Raw genomic sequence first — 15,857 nt, forward strand, 5'->3', positions numbered from 1 at the left:
TATAAAACCGTTACTCCTTTCATGCCCGTTATAAATATGATGGCTATTAGAAAGTCATTAAATATAAAAGGGTGCGCAATGGCTGTTAACTTACTGAAAAAGAAATATCTCGCGTTGGTTGCTTCTCTGCTGCTGGCAGGCCATGTACAGGCAACAGAACTGCTGAACAGTTCTTATGACGTCTCCCGCGAGCTGTTTGCCGCCCTGAACCCGCCGTTTGAACAGCAATGGGCAAAAGATAACGGCGGCGACAAACTGACGATTAAACAATCTCATGCCGGGTCATCAAAACAGGCGCTGGCGATTTTACAGGGCTTAAAAGCAGACGTTGTAACTTATAACCAGGTGACCGACGTACAAATCCTGCATGACAAAGGCAAGCTGATCCCGGCGGACTGGCAGTCGCGCCTGCCGAATAACAGTTCGCCGTTTTACTCCACCATGGGCTTCCTGGTGCGCAAGGGTAACCCGAAGAATATCCACGACTGGAACGATCTGGTGCGCTCCGACGTGAAGCTGATTTTCCCGAATCCGAAAACCTCCGGTAACGCGCGTTACACCTATCTTGCGGCATGGGGTGCGGCGGATAAAGCCGACGGTGGCGATAAAGCCAAAACCGAACAGTTTATGACCCAGTTCCTGAAAAACGTTGAAGTGTTCGATACCGGCGGTCGTGGTGCGACCACCACTTTTGCCGAGCGCGGCCTGGGCGACGTACTGATTAGCTTTGAATCGGAAGTGAACAATATCCGCAAACAGTACGAAGCGCAGGGCTTTGAAGTCGTTATTCCGAAAACCAACATTCTGGCGGAATTTCCGGTGGCATGGGTCGATAAAAACGTGCAGGCCAACGGCACAGAAAAAGCTGCCAAAGCCTACCTGAACTGGCTCTATAGCCCGCAGGCGCAGACCATCATCACCGACTATTACTACCGCGTAAATAATCCGGAAGTCATGGACAAACTGAAAGATAAATTCCCGCAGACCGAGCTGTTCCGCGTGGAAGACAAATTTGGCTCCTGGCCGGAAGTGATGAAAACTCACTTCACCAGCGGCGGCGAGTTAGACAAGCTGTTAGCGGCGGGGCGTAACTGATGTTTGCAGTTTCATCAAGACGCGTGCTGCCGGGCTTTACCTTAAGCCTTGGCACCAGTCTGCTGTTTGTGTGCCTGATTTTGCTGCTGCCGCTCTCCGCGCTGGTGATGCAGCTTTCTGAGATGAGCTGGGCGCAGTACTGGGAAGTGATCACCAACCCGCAGGTGGTCGCGGCCTACAAAGTGACGCTGCTGTCGGCGTTTGTGGCTTCGATTTTTAACGGCGTTTTCGGCCTGCTGATGGCGTGGATTTTAACCCGTTATCGCTTCCCTGGCCGCACGCTGCTTGATGCACTGATGGATTTACCCTTTGCGCTGCCAACGGCGGTGGCCGGTTTGACGCTGGCCTCGCTCTTTTCTGTGAACGGTTTTTACGGTGAATGGCTGGCGAAGTTTGATATCAAAGTCACCTACACCTGGCTGGGGATTGCGGTAGCGATGGCCTTTACCAGCATTCCGTTTGTGGTGCGTACCGTGCAGCCGGTGCTGGAAGAGTTAGGCCCGGAATATGAAGAAGCGGCAGAAACGCTCGGCGCAACGCGCTGGCAGAGTTTCTGTAAAGTGGTGCTGCCGGAGCTTTCTCCGGCGCTGGTGGCGGGCGTGGCGCTGTCGTTTACCCGTAGCCTCGGTGAGTTTGGCGCGGTAATTTTTATCGCCGGGAACATCGCCTGGAAGACGGAAGTGACGTCGCTGATGATTTTCGTTCGCTTACAGGAGTTTGATTACCCGGCGGCGAGCGCGATTGCCTCGGTGATCCTCGCGGCATCCCTCCTGCTGTTGTTCTCAATTAACACTCTGCAAAGTCGCTTTGGTCGGCGTGTGGTAGGTCATTAATGGCGGAAGTTACCCAATTGAAGCGTTATGACGCGCGCCCGATTAACTGGGGCAAATGGTTTCTGATTGGCACCGGGATGCTGGTTTCGGCGTTCATCCTGCTGGTGCCGATGATTTACATCTTCGTACAGGCATTCAGCAAAGGGTTGATGCCGGTTTTACAGAATCTGGCCGATCCAGACATGCTGCACGCCATCTGGCTGACGGTAATGATTGCGCTGATTGCCGTGCCGGTGAACCTGGTGTTCGGCATCCTGCTGGCCTGGCTGGTGACACGTTTTGATTTTCCTGGGCGTCAGTTGCTGCTGACGCTGCTGGATATCCCGTTTGCCGTCTCTCCGGTGGTCGCAGGCCTGGTGTATCTGCTGTTCTACGGCTCTAACGGCCCGCTGGGCGGCTGGCTGGATGAACATAATCTGCAAATTATGTTCTCCTGGCCGGGAATGGTGCTGGTCACCATCTTCGTGACGTGTCCGTTTGTGGTGCGCGAGCTGGTGCCGGTGATGTTAAGCCAGGGCAGCCAGGAAGACGAAGCGGCGATTTTGCTTGGCGCGTCTGGCTGGCAGATGTTCCGCCGCGTCACATTGCCGAATATTCGCTGGGCGCTGCTTTATGGCGTGGTGCTGACCAACGCCCGCGCGATTGGCGAGTTTGGCGCGGTATCTGTGGTTTCCGGCTCGATTCGCGGCGAAACCCTGTCGCTGCCGTTACAGATTGAATTGCTGGAGCAGGACTACAACACCGTCGGCTCCTTTACCGCCGCCGCGTTGTTGACGCTGATGGCGATTATCACCCTGTTTTTAAAGAGTATGTTGCAGTGGCGCCTGGAAAATCAGGAAAAACGCGCGCAGCAGGAGGAACATCATGAGCATTGAGATTGCCAATATTAAGAAGTCTTTTGGTCGCACCCAGGTGCTGAACGATATCTCACTGGATATTCCTTCTGGTCAGATGGTCGCGTTGCTGGGGCCGTCCGGTTCCGGAAAAACCACGCTGCTGCGCATTATTGCCGGGCTGGAGCATCAAACCAGCGGGCATATTCGCTTCCACGGCACCGACGTCAGCCGCCTGCACGCGCGCGACCGTAAAGTCGGTTTCGTCTTCCAGCATTACGCGTTGTTTCGCCATATGACGGTATTCGACAATATCGCTTTTGGCCTGACGGTGCTGCCGCGTCGCGAGCGCCTGAATGCGGCGGCGATCAAAGCGAAAGTGACAAAATTGCTGGAAATGGTGCAGCTTGCCCATCTGGCGGATCGTTATCCGGCGCAGCTTTCCGGCGGGCAGAAACAGCGTGTGGCACTGGCGCGTGCGCTGGCTGTGGAACCGCAAATTCTGCTGCTCGATGAACCGTTTGGCGCGCTGGATGCGCAGGTGCGTAAAGAGCTGCGTCGCTGGCTGCGTCAACTGCATGAAGAACTGAAATTCACCAGCGTGTTCGTTACCCACGACCAGGAAGAAGCGATGGAAGTCGCCAACCGCGTGGTGGTGATGAGCCAGGGCAATATCGAACAGGCCGATGAACCGGATCAGGTCTGGCGCGAACCGGCGACCCGTTTTGTGCTCGAATTTATGGGCGAAGTGAACCGCCTGCGTGGCACCATTCGCGGTGGGCAGTTCCACGTTGGCGCACATCGCTGGCCGCTGGGCTACACGCCTGCGTATCAGGGGCCAGTGGATCTCTTCCTGCGCCCGTGGGAAGTGGATATCAGCCGCCGCACCAGCCTTGAATCGCCACTGCCGGTCCAGGTGCTGGAAGCCAGCCCGAAAGGTCACTACACCCAATTAGTGGTGCAGCCGCTGGGGTGGTACAACGAACCGCTGACGGTCGTGATGCATGGCGACGATGCCCCGCAGCGTGGCGAGCGTTTATTCGTTGGTCTGCAACATGCGCGGCTGTATAACGGCGACGAGCGTATCGAAACCCGAGATGAGGAACTTGCTCTCGCACAAAGCGCCTGATAGGTTGAGTGAATGTTAAACGCCCGGAGGCGCTTCCCGCGATCCGGGCTTTTTAATGGCAAGGTTTGTAACCTGTAGGCCTGATAAGACGCGCAAGCGTCGCATCAGGCAACACCACGTATGGATAGAGATCGTGAGTACATTAGAACAAACAATAGGCAATACGCCTCTGGTGAAGTTGCAGCGAATGGGGCCGAATAACGGCAGTGAAGTGTGGTTAAAACTGGAAGGCAATAACCCGGCAGGTTCGGTAAAAGATCGTGCCGCGCTATCGATGATTGTCGAGGCGGAAAAGCGCGGAGAAATCAAACCGGGTGATGTCCTGATTGAAGCCACCAGTGGCAATACTGGCATTGCGCTGGCGATGATTGCCGCGCTAAAAGGCTATCGCATGAAATTGCTGATGCCGGACAACATGAGTCAGGAACGCCGTGCGGCGATGTTGGCTTACGGCGCGGAACTGATTCTGGTTACCAAAGAACAGGGCATGGAAGGAGCGCGCGATCTGGCGCTTGAAATGGCAAATCGTGGTGAAGGCAAGCTGCTCGATCAGTTCAATAATCCCGATAACCCTTATGCGCATTACACCACCACCGGGCCGGAAATCTGGCAGCAAACTGGCGGTCGCATTACCCATTTTGTCTCCAGCATGGGGACGACCGGCACCATTACCGGCGTGTCACGCTTTATGCGTGAGCAATCCAAACCGGTGACCATTGTCGGCCTGCAGCCGGAAGAGGGCAGCAGTATTCCCGGCATTCGCCGCTGGCCTGCGGAATATCTGCCTGGCATCTTTAACGCTTCGCTGGTGGATGAGGTGCTGGATATTCATCAGCGCGATGCGGAAAACACCATGCGCGAACTGGCGGTGCGGGAAGGGATTTTCTGCGGCGTAAGCTCTGGCGGTGCGGTTGCTGGCGCGATACGCGTGGCAAAAGCTAACCCTGGCGCGGTGGTGGTGGCGATCATCTGCGATCGCGGCGATCGCTACCTTTCCACCGGGGTATTCGGGGAAGAGCACTTTAGCCAGGGGGCGGGGATCTAAGATTATTGCGCAGGCACTGTTTTATCCGTCTGCGCAATCAGTGCATGTAAAAAAGGTTGCGCATTTTCATCGCTCTTACCGGGCATCTTCACGATGTAAGGCTTCCCGGTAATCGATGATGACGAGGCAACCTTATCAATAAATTGTTCGGCAGTGTCAATGCGGTTTCGGGTGTTGCCCAGCTTCAGGCGCAGGTGGGAAACTGCTTCATCGCAGGTATGTTCATCACCGTTGCGCACAAATATCAAATCCTTTTTCTGTGCTAATCCCTCCAGCATGGCGTTGATGCGGGCTTCTTCGTGGGCAGTTAACTTCGCGTAAGCGGGGAGTGTCATTAGCAGCGTAATGACCAGACAAATGATTTTCTTCACTGAATTACCATATCCTTGTTTTGTGATAGCCGATTTGACTGCCAAAATCAGGTAAAGTTTCGGTTGGGATGCGATGAGGATCATCGGCAAGGAGAAAAATTAAATGAGTAGTTTGTTGTTGTTTAACGATAAGAGCAGAGCGTTGCAGGCGGATATTGTCGCTGTGCAGTCGCAGGTGGTGTATGGCAGCGTAGGCAACAGCATTGCCGTGCCTGCTATTAAACAGAACGGCCTGAATGTCTTTGCCGTGCCGACCGTGTTGCTCAGCAATACGCCACATTATGATACGTTCTACGGTGGTGCGATTCCGGACGAATGGTTTAGCGGATATTTACGCGCACTACAGGAGCGTGATGCGCTGCGCCAGCTGCGCGCTGTCACCACCGGTTATATGGGAACCGCGTCGCAAATCAAAATACTTGCCGAGTGGCTGACTGTATTACGAGAAAACCATCCTGACTTATTGATTATGGTCGATCCGGTCATTGGCGATATTGATAGCGGTATCTACGTCAAACCTGATCTTCCGGAGGCGTATCGGCAATATTTGTTGCCACTGGCGCAGGGAATTACGCCAAATATCTTTGAGCTGGAAATCCTGACCGGTAAAAACTGCCGCGATCTCGACAGCGCCATTGCCGCAGCAAAAAGTTTGCTTTCAGACACATTAAAATGGGTGGTTATTACCAGCGCCTCTGGTAACGAAGAAAATCAGGAGATGCAGGTGGTAGTGGTCAGTGCCGACAGCGTGAATGTCATTTCCCATTCTCGGGTAAAGACGGACCTTAAAGGAACAGGCGATCTGTTTTGCGCCCAGCTCATCAGTGGCTTGTTGAAAGGTAAGGAATTAACTGACGCGGTACATAGCGCAGGCTTACGCGTACTGGAGGTGATGCGCTACACCCAGCAACATGAGAGCGATGAATTGATTTTGCCGCCGTTGGCGGAAGCATAAAAAATGGCGCCGATTGGCGCCATTTTTCACTGCGGCAAGAATTACTTCTTGATGCGAATAACCGGGGTTTCGCCCACAGTCACGCTACCGGACAGTTTGATCAGTTCTTTGATTTCGTCCATGTTGGAGATAACAACCGGAGTCAGGGTAGACTTGGCTTTCTCTTCCAGCAGCGGGAGATCGAATTCAATCACAGTATCGCCAACTTTCACGCGCTGACCTTCTTCAGCAATACGCTTGAAGCCTTCGCCTTTCAGTTCAACAGTGTCGATACCGAAGTGAACGAACAACTCAACGCCGCTATCAGATTCGATGGAGAACGCGTGGTTGGTTTCAAAGATTTTACCAATGGTGCCGTCAACCGGAGCGACCATTTTGTTACCAGTTGGTTTGATAGCAATACCATCACCAACGATTTTTTCCGCAAAAACGACATCCGGCACGTCTTCGATATTGACGATCTCGCCAGAGAGCGGAGCAATGATCTCAATAGTTCCAGTATCCTTCTTGTCGTCGGAAACCAGAGATTTCAGTTTATCGAACAAACCCATGATCTTCTCCTAAGCAGTAAATTGGGCCGCATCTCGTGGATTAGCAGATTGTTTTTTCTTCAATGAACTTGTTAACCAGCGTCATTAACTCGTCCGTTGTCGGTTGAGCAAGAGCCTGCTCTGCTAACACCTTCGCATCTTCGAAGTTCGTGTTACGGATAATCTTCTTAATGCGCGGGATAGAAATGGCGCTCATAGAGAATTCGTCCAGACCCATCCCCAGCAACAGAAGTGTAGCACGTTCATCGCCAGCAAGCTCACCACACATACCTGTCCATTTGCCTTCAGCATGAGAAGCATCAATAACTTGCTTGATCAAGTTCAGCACGGACGGTGACATTGGCTGGTAAAGGTGTGAAATCATATCATTACCACGGTCAACTGCCAGAGTGTACTGCGTTAAATCATTGGTGCCGATACTAAAGAAATCAACTTCTTTGGCTAAATGACGCGCAATTGTCGCGGCAGCCGGTGTTTCCACCATTACGCCAATTTCAATTGACTCGTCAAACGCTTTACCTTCGTCGCGCAGTTCCTGTTTGTAGATTTCGATCTCTTTGCGCAGTGCACGCACTTCTTCAACAGAGATGATCATCGGGAACATGATGCGCAATTTACCGAAAGCAGAGGCACGCAGGATAGCGCGAAGCTGATCGCGCAGGATCTCTTTACGATCCATCGCGATACGGATAGCACGCCAGCCGAGGAACGGGTTCTCTTCTTTCGGGAAGTTCATGTACGGCAGCTCTTTATCGCCGCCAATGTCCATGGTACGAACAATAACTGCCTGTGAGCCACACGCTTCAGCCACCGCTTTGTAAGCAGCAAACTGTTCTTCTTCGGTTGGCAGCGCGTCGCGGTCCATGAACAGGAATTCGGTACGATACAGACCAACGCCTTCAGCGCCGTTACGCTCTGCACCTTCAACGTCACGAACAGTACCGATGTTAGCGCACACTTCGACCTGGTGACCGTCCAGCGTAATTGCTGGCAGATCTTTCAGTTTAGCAAGCTCTGCTTTTTCAGAAGCAACTTGCTCCTGAACGGCGCGCAGTTTATCAATAACTTCATTGGTTGGATTGACGTAAACTTGATTGTTTACGGCATCCAGAATCAGATAGTCGTCGTTTTTCACCTGAGAGGTGACGCTACCGGTACCCACGATGGCTGGCAGTTCCAGAGAACGCGCCATGATAGAGGTGTGGGAAGTCCGGCCACCCGCGTCGGTGATGAAACCCAGCACCTTCTTCAGGTTTAGCTGTGCGGTTTCAGACGGCGTCAGGTCAGCGGCAACCAGGATTACTTCATCCTGAATGGCGCTCAGGTCGATGATCTTCAGCCCAAGGATGTTGCGCAGCAGGCGCTTACCGATATCACGTACGTCGGCCGCACGCTCTTTCAGGTATTCGTCATCCAGTTCTTCCAGGGCAGAAGCCTGACCTTCGATAACTTCATGAGCAGCTGCATCAGCGGTCATGTGCTTATCTTTAATCAGGGCTATGATTTCCTGCTCCAGCTCCTCATCTTCGAGCAACATAATATGCCCTTCGAAGATGGCTTCTTTTTCTTCACCGAACGTTTCACCAGCTTTCGTTTTGATCGTTTCCAGCTGGGCAGATGCCTTGGCACGACCGCTCAGAAAACGTTCAACTTCCTGATCAACCTGGTCGGCAGAAATTTTTTTCCGGTCAATGACGATTTCGTCTTCTTTCAAAAGCAGAGCTTTACCGAAAGCGATACCCGGGGATGCTAAAATGCCTGAAATCATAACCCTACCTTACTTGTGACTGATTTTTAAAAGAACCCGGGAAATTACTCGAGTTCCGCCATCAGTTTAACCAGATGTTCAACCGCTTTTTGCTCGTCTTCGCCTTCTGCAGAGATAGTCACAACGGTGCCTTGAGTCAGGCCCAGAGTCTGCAGTTTGAACAGGCTTTTGGCGCTGGCGCTTTTGCCGTTAGAAGTCACAGTAATTTCAGAAGTGAAGCCCTTAGCTTCTTTTACAAACTGGGCAGCAGGGCGGGTGTGCAGACCGTTCGGAGCGGTAATGGTAACTTCTTGCTGGAACATTGTATTTCCCCAACTTATAGGTTTAGTGTTGTGGAACTAAAGTCTAGCCTGGCGGTTCGACTTTAGCCTGTATTGTTAGCGCCAGTTTTAACAGACGCGACGCACGAAGTGCTCTATACAGTCCATTGCTGGCGGATGTTGGCCGCTGACGTTTCGTTCATCATTAAACATTATGCCGCTAAAGGAAGACTTGAACCAAATCATAAAATCGATTCAGCTAAGGCTTTTCCTGTAACGATTAATTTCGCGCATCAAAATAATTAGTCAGGTTAAATACCAGTTCCGACAAGTTGAATCAATGCCAGGAGGGGTGAAAGTTTGAAGCAGGCCACAAAAAAGCACCTGAAAAGGTGCTTTTTTACGCATTTCTAACAAGCTGGCATTACTGTTGCAATTCTTTCTCGGTAAAGAGATCGGCAAACAGTGCAGTGCTTAAATAACGCTCACCCGATGATGGAAGAATAACCACAATATTCTTATTGGTAAAGCTTTCATCTTCTTGTAGTTTCAACGCCGCAGCAACAGCCGCGCCAGAAGAGATCCCGGCAAGAATGCCTTCTTCTTCCATCAGGCGACGCGCAGTAGAGATGGCTTCTTCATTGGTGATGCCAATAACTTTGTCGACCAGTTTGAGATCAAGGTTAGCTGGGATAAAGCCAGCACCGATGCCCTGGATTTTATGCGGCCCGGGTTTGATTTCTTCACCTGCCAGCGCCTGGGCGATAACGGGAGAGTCGGTTGGTTCTACGGCAACAGAGATGAGGTCAGTCTTGCCTTTGGTGCCTTTAATGTAGCGGCTGACGCCGGTCAGCGTACCGCCAGTGCCGACACCAGCAATAAACACATCGACCTGACCGTCAGTATCTTCCCAGATCTCCGGGCCGGTGGTTTTTTCATGAATTTCCGGGTTTGCCGGATTGCTGAATTGTTGCAGCAGCAAGTATTTTTCTGGATTGCTGGCAACAATTTCCTCCGCTTTTTGAATCGCACCTTTCATGCCTTTAGCACCTTCGGTCAGCACCAGATTTGCACCTAACGCTTTGAGCAGCTTGCGGCGTTCAATACTCATGGTTTCCGGCATGGTCAGAGTGAGTTTATAACCGCGAGCGGCAGCCACATACGCCAGTGCAATCCCGGTATTGCCGCTGGTTGGCTCCACCAACTCAACGCCCGGCTTCAGTACGCCGCGCTTTTCGGCATCCCAAATCATATTGGCACCGATACGGCACTTAACGCTGAAGCTGGGGTTTCGGGATTCCACCTTCGCCAGAATACGTCCGTTACCGATGCGATTCAGGCGAACCAGCGGTGTGTGACCGATAGTCAGCGAGTTATCTTCAAAAATCTTACTCATGGCCTGTCCTTAACTGTATGAAATTGGGATACAACAGGTAGCATACCCGCTCAGAGAATATGCGGAAGTAAGGATTTAGCATATCTATATGCAGAAGGGAAATAATGGCTCGCAAGATGGAATAAGGGGCGGCATAAGCCACCCCTGTTCCACACATAATGTTTACAAAATAATCGGTAAATTGTTACCGCCATAATGCATGTTTAGCGCGGTAGCAATCGACCCACATCGCCGTAGCGCCACAAACGGCCACCGGCATGATGAACAGGTTGAGTACCGGGATCATCGTGAACAAGCTGGTTAAAGCACCAAACTGCATATTAGTGATTTTGCGCGTGCGCAGGGCAGTGCGCATCTCTTTGAATGGCACTTTGTGGTTATCGAACGGATAGTCGCAGTACTGGATGGCTAACATCCAGGCGCTGAACAGGAACCACAGCACCGGTGCAACGGTTTGCCCAATGCCAGGGATGAAGTAAAGGATCAGCAATACAATCGCGCGCGGCAGATACCAGGCAAACTTTTGCCATTCACGTTTCATAATCCGCGGCACATCTTTCATGATGCCGAAAATACCGGTATCCGGTGGCGTAGCGCCAGTCAGTCTTGCTTCCAGTTGTTCAGCCAACAAACCGTTAAATGGTGCGGCAATCCAGTTGGCGATGGTGGAGAAAAAATAGCCAAAAACCAGTAGCACGGAGATAACCGCTACAGGCCACAGCAAATAGCTCAACCATTGCAGCCAGTCAGGTACGTGACTCATTAACGACGGGATCCAAACATCCAGCTGGCTAAAGAGCCACCAGAACGCGCCTCCCATCAACAAGATATTGATCAACAGCGGTAAGATGACAAAACGGCGAATCCCAGGTTGCGAGACGAGCTTCCAGCCTTGCGCAAAATAGTAAAAACCGCTGCGTGAGGCAGATGTGAATGTTGAAACCATAATCAGGATATGCTCCTTTTGACCAATCCCAGGAAAGTTCTTCGTATTTTACCGGGTATTTGCGCAATGGACAGTTAGGATATGTTCGAAAAACCAGCAAAAAGCACGATTTCATCTATCTTTGTGCTGTGAAAGTTAATAGTGCACTTGCACTTGAGGTAATCGACAAATACTCTTAGTGAGTAAATGTTTGCCGTGGTGGCAAGGTGTTAGAACAACAGAGAATATAATGATGCAGGATTTGCGTCTGATATTAATCATTGTTGGCGCGATCGCCATAATCGCTTTACTGGTACATGGTTTCTGGACCAGCCGTAAAGAACGATCTTCTATGTTTCGCGATCGGCCACTAAAACGAATGAAGTCAAAACGTGACGACGATTCTTATGACGAGGATGTCGAAGATGATGAGGGCGTTGGTGAGGTTCGTGTTCACCGCGTAAATCATGCCCCGGCTAACGCCCAGGAGCATGAGGCTGCTCGTCCGTCGCCGCAACACCAGTACCAACCGCCTTATGCGTCTGCGCAACCGCGTCAACCGGTTCAGCAGCCGCCTGAAGCGCAGGTACCGCCGCAACATGCTCCGCATTCAGCGCAGCCTGTTCAGCAACCGCAGCCAGTGCAACAACCGCAGCCAGTACAGCAGCCGGCTTACCCGCCGCAGCCTGAACAGCCGGTTGTTTCGCAGGTGCCTCCAGCTCCGCAGCCTACTTTCCAGACCGCGGAACCTGTAGCGGCACCACAGCCTGAACCTGTAGCTGAACCAGCGCCTGTGATGGATAAGCCGAAGCGCAAAGAAGCGGTGATCATCATGAACGTCGCGGCGCATCACGGTAGCGAGCTAAACGGTGAACTGCTTCTTAATAGCATTCAACAGGCGGGCTTTATCTTTGGCGATATGAATATTTATCATCGCCATCTTAGCCCGGATGGCAGCGGCCCGGCATTATTCAGCCTGGCGAATATGGTGAAACCGGGAACCTTTGATCCTGAAATGAAGGATTTCACAACGCCGGGTGTCACTATCTTCATGCAGGTGCCGTCTTACGGTGATGAACTGCAAAACTTCAAGCTGATGCTGCAATCCGCGCAGCATATTGCCGATGAAGTAGGCGGCGTAGTGCTTGACGATCAGCGCCGTATGATGACTCCGCAGAAACTGCGCGAGTATCAGGACATCATCCGCGAAGTCAAAGACGCCAACGCCTGATACACTTAGGGCAAATTAACTTCTTTTCGAACCCCCGCTTGTCGGGGGTTTTTAGCATTGATGGTGCGATATGGAATCAATCGAACAACAACTGACAGAACTGCGAACGACGCTTCGCCACCATGAATATCTTTATCATGTGATGGATGCGCCGGAAATTCCCGACGCTGAATACGACAGGCTGATGCGCGAGTTGCGTGAGCTGGAAGCCAAACACCCAGAGCTGATTACCCCTGATTCACCTACCCAACGTGTAGGTGCTGCGCCGCTGGCAGCCTTTAGCCAGATCCGTCATGAAGTACCAATGCTGTCGCTGGATAACGTATTTGATGAAGAGAGTTTTCTCGCCTTCAACAAACGCGTACAGGATCGTCTGAAAAGCAACGAAAAAGTGACCTGGTGCTGCGAGTTAAAGCTCGATGGGCTTGCCGTCAGCATTCTGTATGAGAATGGTGTACTGGTAAGCGCGGCAACCCGTGGCGATGGCACTACTGGGGAAGACATCACGTCTAACGTGCGTACCATTCGCGCCATTCCGCTGAAACTGCATGGTGAGAATATTCCAGCACGTCTGGAAGTGCGTGGTGAAGTGTTCCTGCCGCAGGCGGGCTTTGAGAAGATTAACGAAGAGGCGCGACGCACGGGCGGAAAAGTGTTTGCTAACCCACGTAATGCGGCGGCAGGTTCTCTGCGCCAGCTTGATCCGCGTATTACTGCGAAGCGACCGCTTACTTTCTTCTGCTATGGCGTTGGCGTACTGGAAGGTGGCGAGTTGCCGGACACTCATCTGGGCCGCTTAATGCAGTTTAAAGCGTGGGGATTACCAGTCAGCGATCGGGTAACGCTTTGCGAATCAGCAGAAGACGTGTTGGCGTTTTACCACAAAGTGGAAGAAGACCGCCCGACGCTGGGCTTTGATATTGACGGTGTAGTCATTAAGGTCAACTCGCTGGCGCAGCAGGAGCAACTTGGCTTTGTTTCCCGCGCCCCGCGCTGGGCTGTTGCGTTTAAATTCCCTGCGCAGGAACAAATGACTTTTGTGCGCGATGTAGAGTTTCAGGTTGGGCGTACAGGTGCGATTACGCCCGTTGCGCGTCTAGAACCTGTCCATGTTGCAGGCGTGCTGGTGAGCAACGCCACACTACATAATGCCGACGAAATTGAACGTCTCGGTTTACGCATTGGCGATAAAGTGGTGATTCGCCGCGCAGGTGACGTGATCCCACAAGTGGTGAACGTCGTGCTTTCTGAACGCCCGGAAGATACCCGTGAGGTTGTATTCCCGACGCATTGTCCGGTATGTGGTTCTGACGTGGAACGTGTGGAAGGCGAAGCGGTGGCCCGCTGTACTGGTGGCCTGATTTGCGGTGCTCAACGTAAAGAATCGCTGAAACACTTTGTTTCCCGTCGTGCGATGGACGTTGATGGCATGGGTGACAAAATTATCGACCAGCTGGTTGAAAAAGAATACGTTCACACTCCGGCGGACCTGTTCAAACTCACCGCAGGCAAACTTACCGGGCTGGAGCGAATGGGGCCGAAATCGGCACAAAATGTGGTTAACGCGCTGGAAAAAGCGAAAGAAACCACCTTTGCCCGCTTCCTCTATGCCCTTGGCATCCGTGAAGTCGGTGAGGCTACCGCAGCCGGTCTGGCGGCATATTTTGGCACGCTGGAAGCGCTGGAATCAGCCTCGATTGAAGAGCTGCAAAAAGTGCCAGACGTCGGGATCGTGGTGGCATCTCATGTTCACAACTTCTTTGCCGAAGAAAGCAACCGCAATGTCATCAGCGAGCTGTTGGCGGAAGGCGTTCACTGGCCTGCGCCGGTGGTGATTAACGCGGAAGAGATCGACAGCCCGTTTGCCGGTAAAACCGTGGTGCTCACCGGTAGCTTAAGTCAGATGTCGCGTGATGACGCTAAAGTTCGCTTGATCGAACTGGGCGCGAAAGTGGCGGGCAGCGTGTCGAAGAAAACCGATCTGGTGATTGCCGGAGAAGCTGCAGGTTCTAAACTGGCGAAAGCGCAGGAACTGGGTATTGAAGTCATCGACGAAGCTGAAATGCTGCGTTTGCTGGGGAGCTGAGGTGGAGAAAGAGCAGCTGATTGAAATTGCCAATACGGTGATGCCGTTTGGCAAGTACAAAGGGCGTCGCTTAATCGACCTGCCGGAAGAGTATCTGCTGTGGTTTGCCCGCAAAGATGAGTTTCCGGCAGGCAAACTCGGTGAGTTAATGCAAATCACGTTGCTGATTAAAACCGAGGGGCTGACGCAACTGGTCCAGCCCCTGAAACGTCCGCTTTAAACTTTTCCGGCGCTGCTTTCCTGCTGCGCCTGCAGTTGCTCGGTCTGGCGCTTATAACGACGCGCCAGTACCGCGCAAACCATCAGTTGGATCTGATGGAAAATCATCAACGGCAGTACCATCATACCGATCACCGATGTGGGGAACAGAATGTTCGCCATCGGAATACCATTCGCCAGACTCTTTTTCGAGCCACAGAAGACGATAGTGATTTCATCCGCCTTATTGAAACCCAGTCGACGCGCCATAAAGACGTTAATCACAATCACAATAGCCAGCAATACGCAGCTAACTACCACAATAAACAGCAGCGAACCCCAACCGACTTTGTGCCAGATGCCGTTAACGACGGCTTCGCTGAATGCCGTATAAACGACCAAAAGAATGGATATCTGGTCGGTTTTTGCTATCCACTTTTTATTGCGTGCTACCCAGTTACCAATCCACGGCCGAGAAAGATGTCCCAGCACGAACGGCAGCAGTAGTTGCAACATAATCTTACCGACCTGTTCCAGACTGCCTTCTGCTCCGTGGATATTCATTACCAGACCGACCAGCAACGGCGAAAGGAAAATCCCCAGCAGGCTGGATGCCGACGCAGAACAAACCGCCGCCGCGACATTACCGCCCGCCATTGAAGTAAAGGCGATTGCAGACTGCACGGTAGCCGGGAGAATGCACAAATAGAGAAAACCGGAATAGAGCATCGGATCGACATTTACCGGTTTCCACCAGGCAAACAGTACGCCCAGAATCGGAAACAGTACGAAGGTGCTGCACATTACCCACAAATGCAATCGCCAGTGACTACCGCCAGCAATTATCGCCTCACGCGACAGCTTCGCACCGTGCATAAAGAACAACAGGGCAATAGCTGCCGTGGTCAGATTTTCAAAGAAGGGGACAAAACCGCCGCTGGCCGGAAAGAAAGAAGCCAGCAATACCACCGTGATCAAGGTTAAAGTGAAAGGATCGAGGATACGAAAAAGTTTCATAAAGACTCCAGATGACCGATGCTTTCATTGTGCGTTGTTCTGATTGATAAATAAAACTGAATTGCTTATCAATTTGTGCGTGGTAATGGGAAGTCAGAGGGAGCTTCACCTGGTTGGCAAATAGGGGCTGTTAACTGAGGAAACTATGTGACAGCCGAAAAAAT

Annotated in this window: 16 protein-coding genes; 9 read left to right on the forward strand and 7 right to left on the reverse strand. The window is 52.0% G+C overall.

Annotated features, from left to right (window positions below; all coding sequences use genetic code 11):
* The first annotated feature begins 78 nt into the window (after nucleotides 1-78).
* The 5 genes from cysP (at nucleotide 79) to cysM (ending at nucleotide 4,935) form a co-directional block, all read left to right on the forward strand.
* Entirely contained in the window at nucleotides 79-1,095 is a 1,017-nt protein-coding gene (cysP, locus tag FEK43_RS09710) for a thiosulfate/sulfate ABC transporter substrate-binding protein CysP (RefSeq protein WP_130221987.1), read from the forward strand.
* Nucleotides 1,095-1,928: a sulfate/thiosulfate ABC transporter permease CysT gene (gene cysT, locus FEK43_RS09715; RefSeq protein WP_000458420.1), complete on the forward strand. Its 834-nt coding sequence runs from the start codon at nucleotides 1,095-1,097 to the stop codon at nucleotides 1,926-1,928. The genes cysP and cysT overlap by 1 nt, the downstream gene beginning before the upstream one ends.
* Nucleotides 1,928-2,803 (forward strand): sulfate/thiosulfate ABC transporter permease CysW, encoded by an 876-nt coding sequence (cysW, locus tag FEK43_RS09720; protein WP_000852695.1) that lies wholly within the window; start codon nucleotides 1,928-1,930, stop codon nucleotides 2,801-2,803. The genes cysT and cysW overlap by 1 nt, the downstream gene beginning before the upstream one ends.
* Nucleotides 2,793-3,890: a sulfate/thiosulfate ABC transporter ATP-binding protein CysA gene (gene cysA, locus FEK43_RS09725; protein WP_135407489.1), complete on the forward strand. Its 1,098-nt coding sequence runs from the start codon at nucleotides 2,793-2,795 to the stop codon at nucleotides 3,888-3,890. Before cysW ends, cysA begins: the two co-directional genes overlap by 11 nt.
* 133 nt (nucleotides 3,891-4,023) lie before the next feature.
* Nucleotides 4,024-4,935, forward strand: coding sequence for a cysteine synthase B (gene cysM / locus FEK43_RS09730; protein WP_135407487.1), 912 nt, complete (start codon nucleotides 4,024-4,026; stop codon nucleotides 4,933-4,935).
* 2 nt (nucleotides 4,936-4,937) lie between these two features.
* Here cysM and FEK43_RS09735 read toward each other — a convergent pair whose 3' ends face one another.
* Complete coding sequence (locus FEK43_RS09735; RefSeq protein WP_000719945.1) at nucleotides 4,938-5,306, reverse strand: YfeK family protein; 369 nt, start codon at nucleotides 5,304-5,306, stop codon at nucleotides 4,938-4,940.
* Nucleotides 5,307-5,409: 103 nt separating this feature from the next.
* Between FEK43_RS09735 and pdxK the strand changes: the two genes are divergently transcribed.
* Entirely contained in the window at nucleotides 5,410-6,261 is an 852-nt protein-coding gene (gene pdxK / locus FEK43_RS09740) for a pyridoxine/pyridoxal/pyridoxamine kinase (RefSeq protein ID WP_130257428.1), read from the forward strand.
* Nucleotides 6,262-6,302: 41 nt separating this feature from the next.
* On the opposite strand, the gene crr is transcribed toward pdxK, so the two are convergent.
* From crr to cysZ, 5 genes are all read right to left on the reverse strand, one after another.
* Complete coding sequence (gene crr, locus FEK43_RS09745; protein ID WP_000522247.1) at nucleotides 6,303-6,812, reverse strand: PTS glucose transporter subunit IIA; 510 nt, start codon at nucleotides 6,810-6,812, stop codon at nucleotides 6,303-6,305.
* Between the two features lie 40 nt (nucleotides 6,813-6,852).
* On the reverse strand, nucleotides 6,853-8,580 hold the full coding sequence (gene ptsI / locus FEK43_RS09750; RefSeq protein WP_000623129.1) for a phosphoenolpyruvate-protein phosphotransferase PtsI: 1,728 nt from the start codon (nucleotides 8,578-8,580) through the stop codon (nucleotides 6,853-6,855).
* Nucleotides 8,581-8,624: 44 nt separating this feature from the next.
* A complete protein-coding gene (gene ptsH, locus FEK43_RS09755; protein ID WP_000487600.1) occupies nucleotides 8,625-8,882 on the reverse strand; it encodes a phosphocarrier protein Hpr in 258 nt (85 codons plus the stop codon).
* Between the two features lie 382 nt (nucleotides 8,883-9,264).
* On the reverse strand, nucleotides 9,265-10,236 hold the full coding sequence (gene cysK / locus FEK43_RS09760; RefSeq protein WP_000034402.1) for a cysteine synthase A: 972 nt from the start codon (nucleotides 10,234-10,236) through the stop codon (nucleotides 9,265-9,267).
* 184 nt (nucleotides 10,237-10,420) lie between these two features.
* Entirely contained in the window at nucleotides 10,421-11,182 is a 762-nt protein-coding gene (gene cysZ, locus FEK43_RS09765) for a sulfate transporter CysZ (protein ID WP_130207372.1), read from the reverse strand.
* A 229-nt stretch (nucleotides 11,183-11,411) separates the two neighbouring features.
* Here cysZ and zipA point away from each other — a divergent pair, with 229 nt between their 5' ends.
* The 3 genes from zipA (at nucleotide 11,412) to FEK43_RS09780 (ending at nucleotide 14,698) form a co-directional block, all read left to right on the forward strand.
* Nucleotides 11,412-12,392 carry a cell division protein ZipA gene (gene zipA, locus FEK43_RS09770; protein WP_130260672.1) on the forward strand — a complete coding sequence of 327 codons (981 nt, stop codon included), beginning with the start codon at nucleotides 11,412-11,414 and terminating at the stop codon, nucleotides 12,390-12,392.
* 70 nt (nucleotides 12,393-12,462) lie between these two features.
* The gene (gene ligA / locus FEK43_RS09775) at nucleotides 12,463-14,478 is read left to right on the forward strand and encodes an NAD-dependent DNA ligase LigA (protein WP_130207368.1); all 2,016 of its coding nucleotides are present in this window, start codon (nucleotides 12,463-12,465) and stop codon (nucleotides 14,476-14,478) included.
* A 1-nt stretch (nucleotide 14,479) separates the two neighbouring features.
* Nucleotides 14,480-14,698 (forward strand): DUF3820 family protein, encoded by a 219-nt coding sequence (locus tag FEK43_RS09780; protein WP_111948453.1) that lies wholly within the window; start codon nucleotides 14,480-14,482, stop codon nucleotides 14,696-14,698.
* On the opposite strand, the gene FEK43_RS09785 is transcribed toward FEK43_RS09780, so the two are convergent.
* Nucleotides 14,695-15,693, reverse strand: coding sequence for a bile acid:sodium symporter family protein (locus tag FEK43_RS09785; protein ID WP_135407484.1), 999 nt, complete (start codon nucleotides 15,691-15,693; stop codon nucleotides 14,695-14,697). The genes FEK43_RS09780 and FEK43_RS09785 overlap by 4 nt on opposite strands.
* Nucleotides 15,694-15,857: the final 164 nt, after the last annotated feature.

The sequence above is a fragment of the Escherichia sp. E2562 genome, assembly GCF_005781075.1.
In the GTDB taxonomy this organism is placed as follows: Bacteria; Pseudomonadota; Gammaproteobacteria; order Enterobacterales; family Enterobacteriaceae; genus Escherichia.

Bases quoted from the DNA above. Each gene is read 5' to 3' on its own strand.
- cysT (WP_000458420.1), top strand. From the start codon at position 1,095: ATGTTTGCAGTTTCATCAAGACGCGTGCTGCCGGGCTTTACCTTAAGC.
- ligA (WP_130207368.1), top strand. From the start codon at position 12,463: ATGGAATCAATCGAACAACAACTGACAGAACTGCGAACGACGCTTCGC.
- cysZ (WP_130207372.1), bottom strand. From the start codon at position 11,182: ATGGTTTCAACATTCACATCTGCCTCACGCAGCGGTTTTTACTATTTT.
- cysA (WP_135407489.1), top strand. From the start codon at position 2,793: ATGAGCATTGAGATTGCCAATATTAAGAAGTCTTTTGGTCGCACCCAG.
- pdxK (WP_130257428.1), top strand. From the start codon at position 5,410: ATGAGTAGTTTGTTGTTGTTTAACGATAAGAGCAGAGCGTTGCAGGCG.
- cysP (WP_130221987.1), top strand. From the start codon at position 79: ATGGCTGTTAACTTACTGAAAAAGAAATATCTCGCGTTGGTTGCTTCT.
- cysW (WP_000852695.1), top strand. From the start codon at position 1,928: ATGGCGGAAGTTACCCAATTGAAGCGTTATGACGCGCGCCCGATTAAC.
- crr (WP_000522247.1), bottom strand. From the start codon at position 6,812: ATGGGTTTGTTCGATAAACTGAAATCTCTGGTTTCCGACGACAAGAAG.
- cysK (WP_000034402.1), bottom strand. From the start codon at position 10,236: ATGAGTAAGATTTTTGAAGATAACTCGCTGACTATCGGTCACACACCG.
- ptsI (WP_000623129.1), bottom strand. From the start codon at position 8,580: ATGATTTCAGGCATTTTAGCATCCCCGGGTATCGCTTTCGGTAAAGCT.
- FEK43_RS09785 (WP_135407484.1), bottom strand. From the start codon at position 15,693: ATGAAACTTTTTCGTATCCTCGATCCTTTCACTTTAACCTTGATCACG.
- zipA (WP_130260672.1), top strand. From the start codon at position 11,412: ATGATGCAGGATTTGCGTCTGATATTAATCATTGTTGGCGCGATCGCC.
- ptsH (WP_000487600.1), bottom strand. From the start codon at position 8,882: ATGTTCCAGCAAGAAGTTACCATTACCGCTCCGAACGGTCTGCACACC.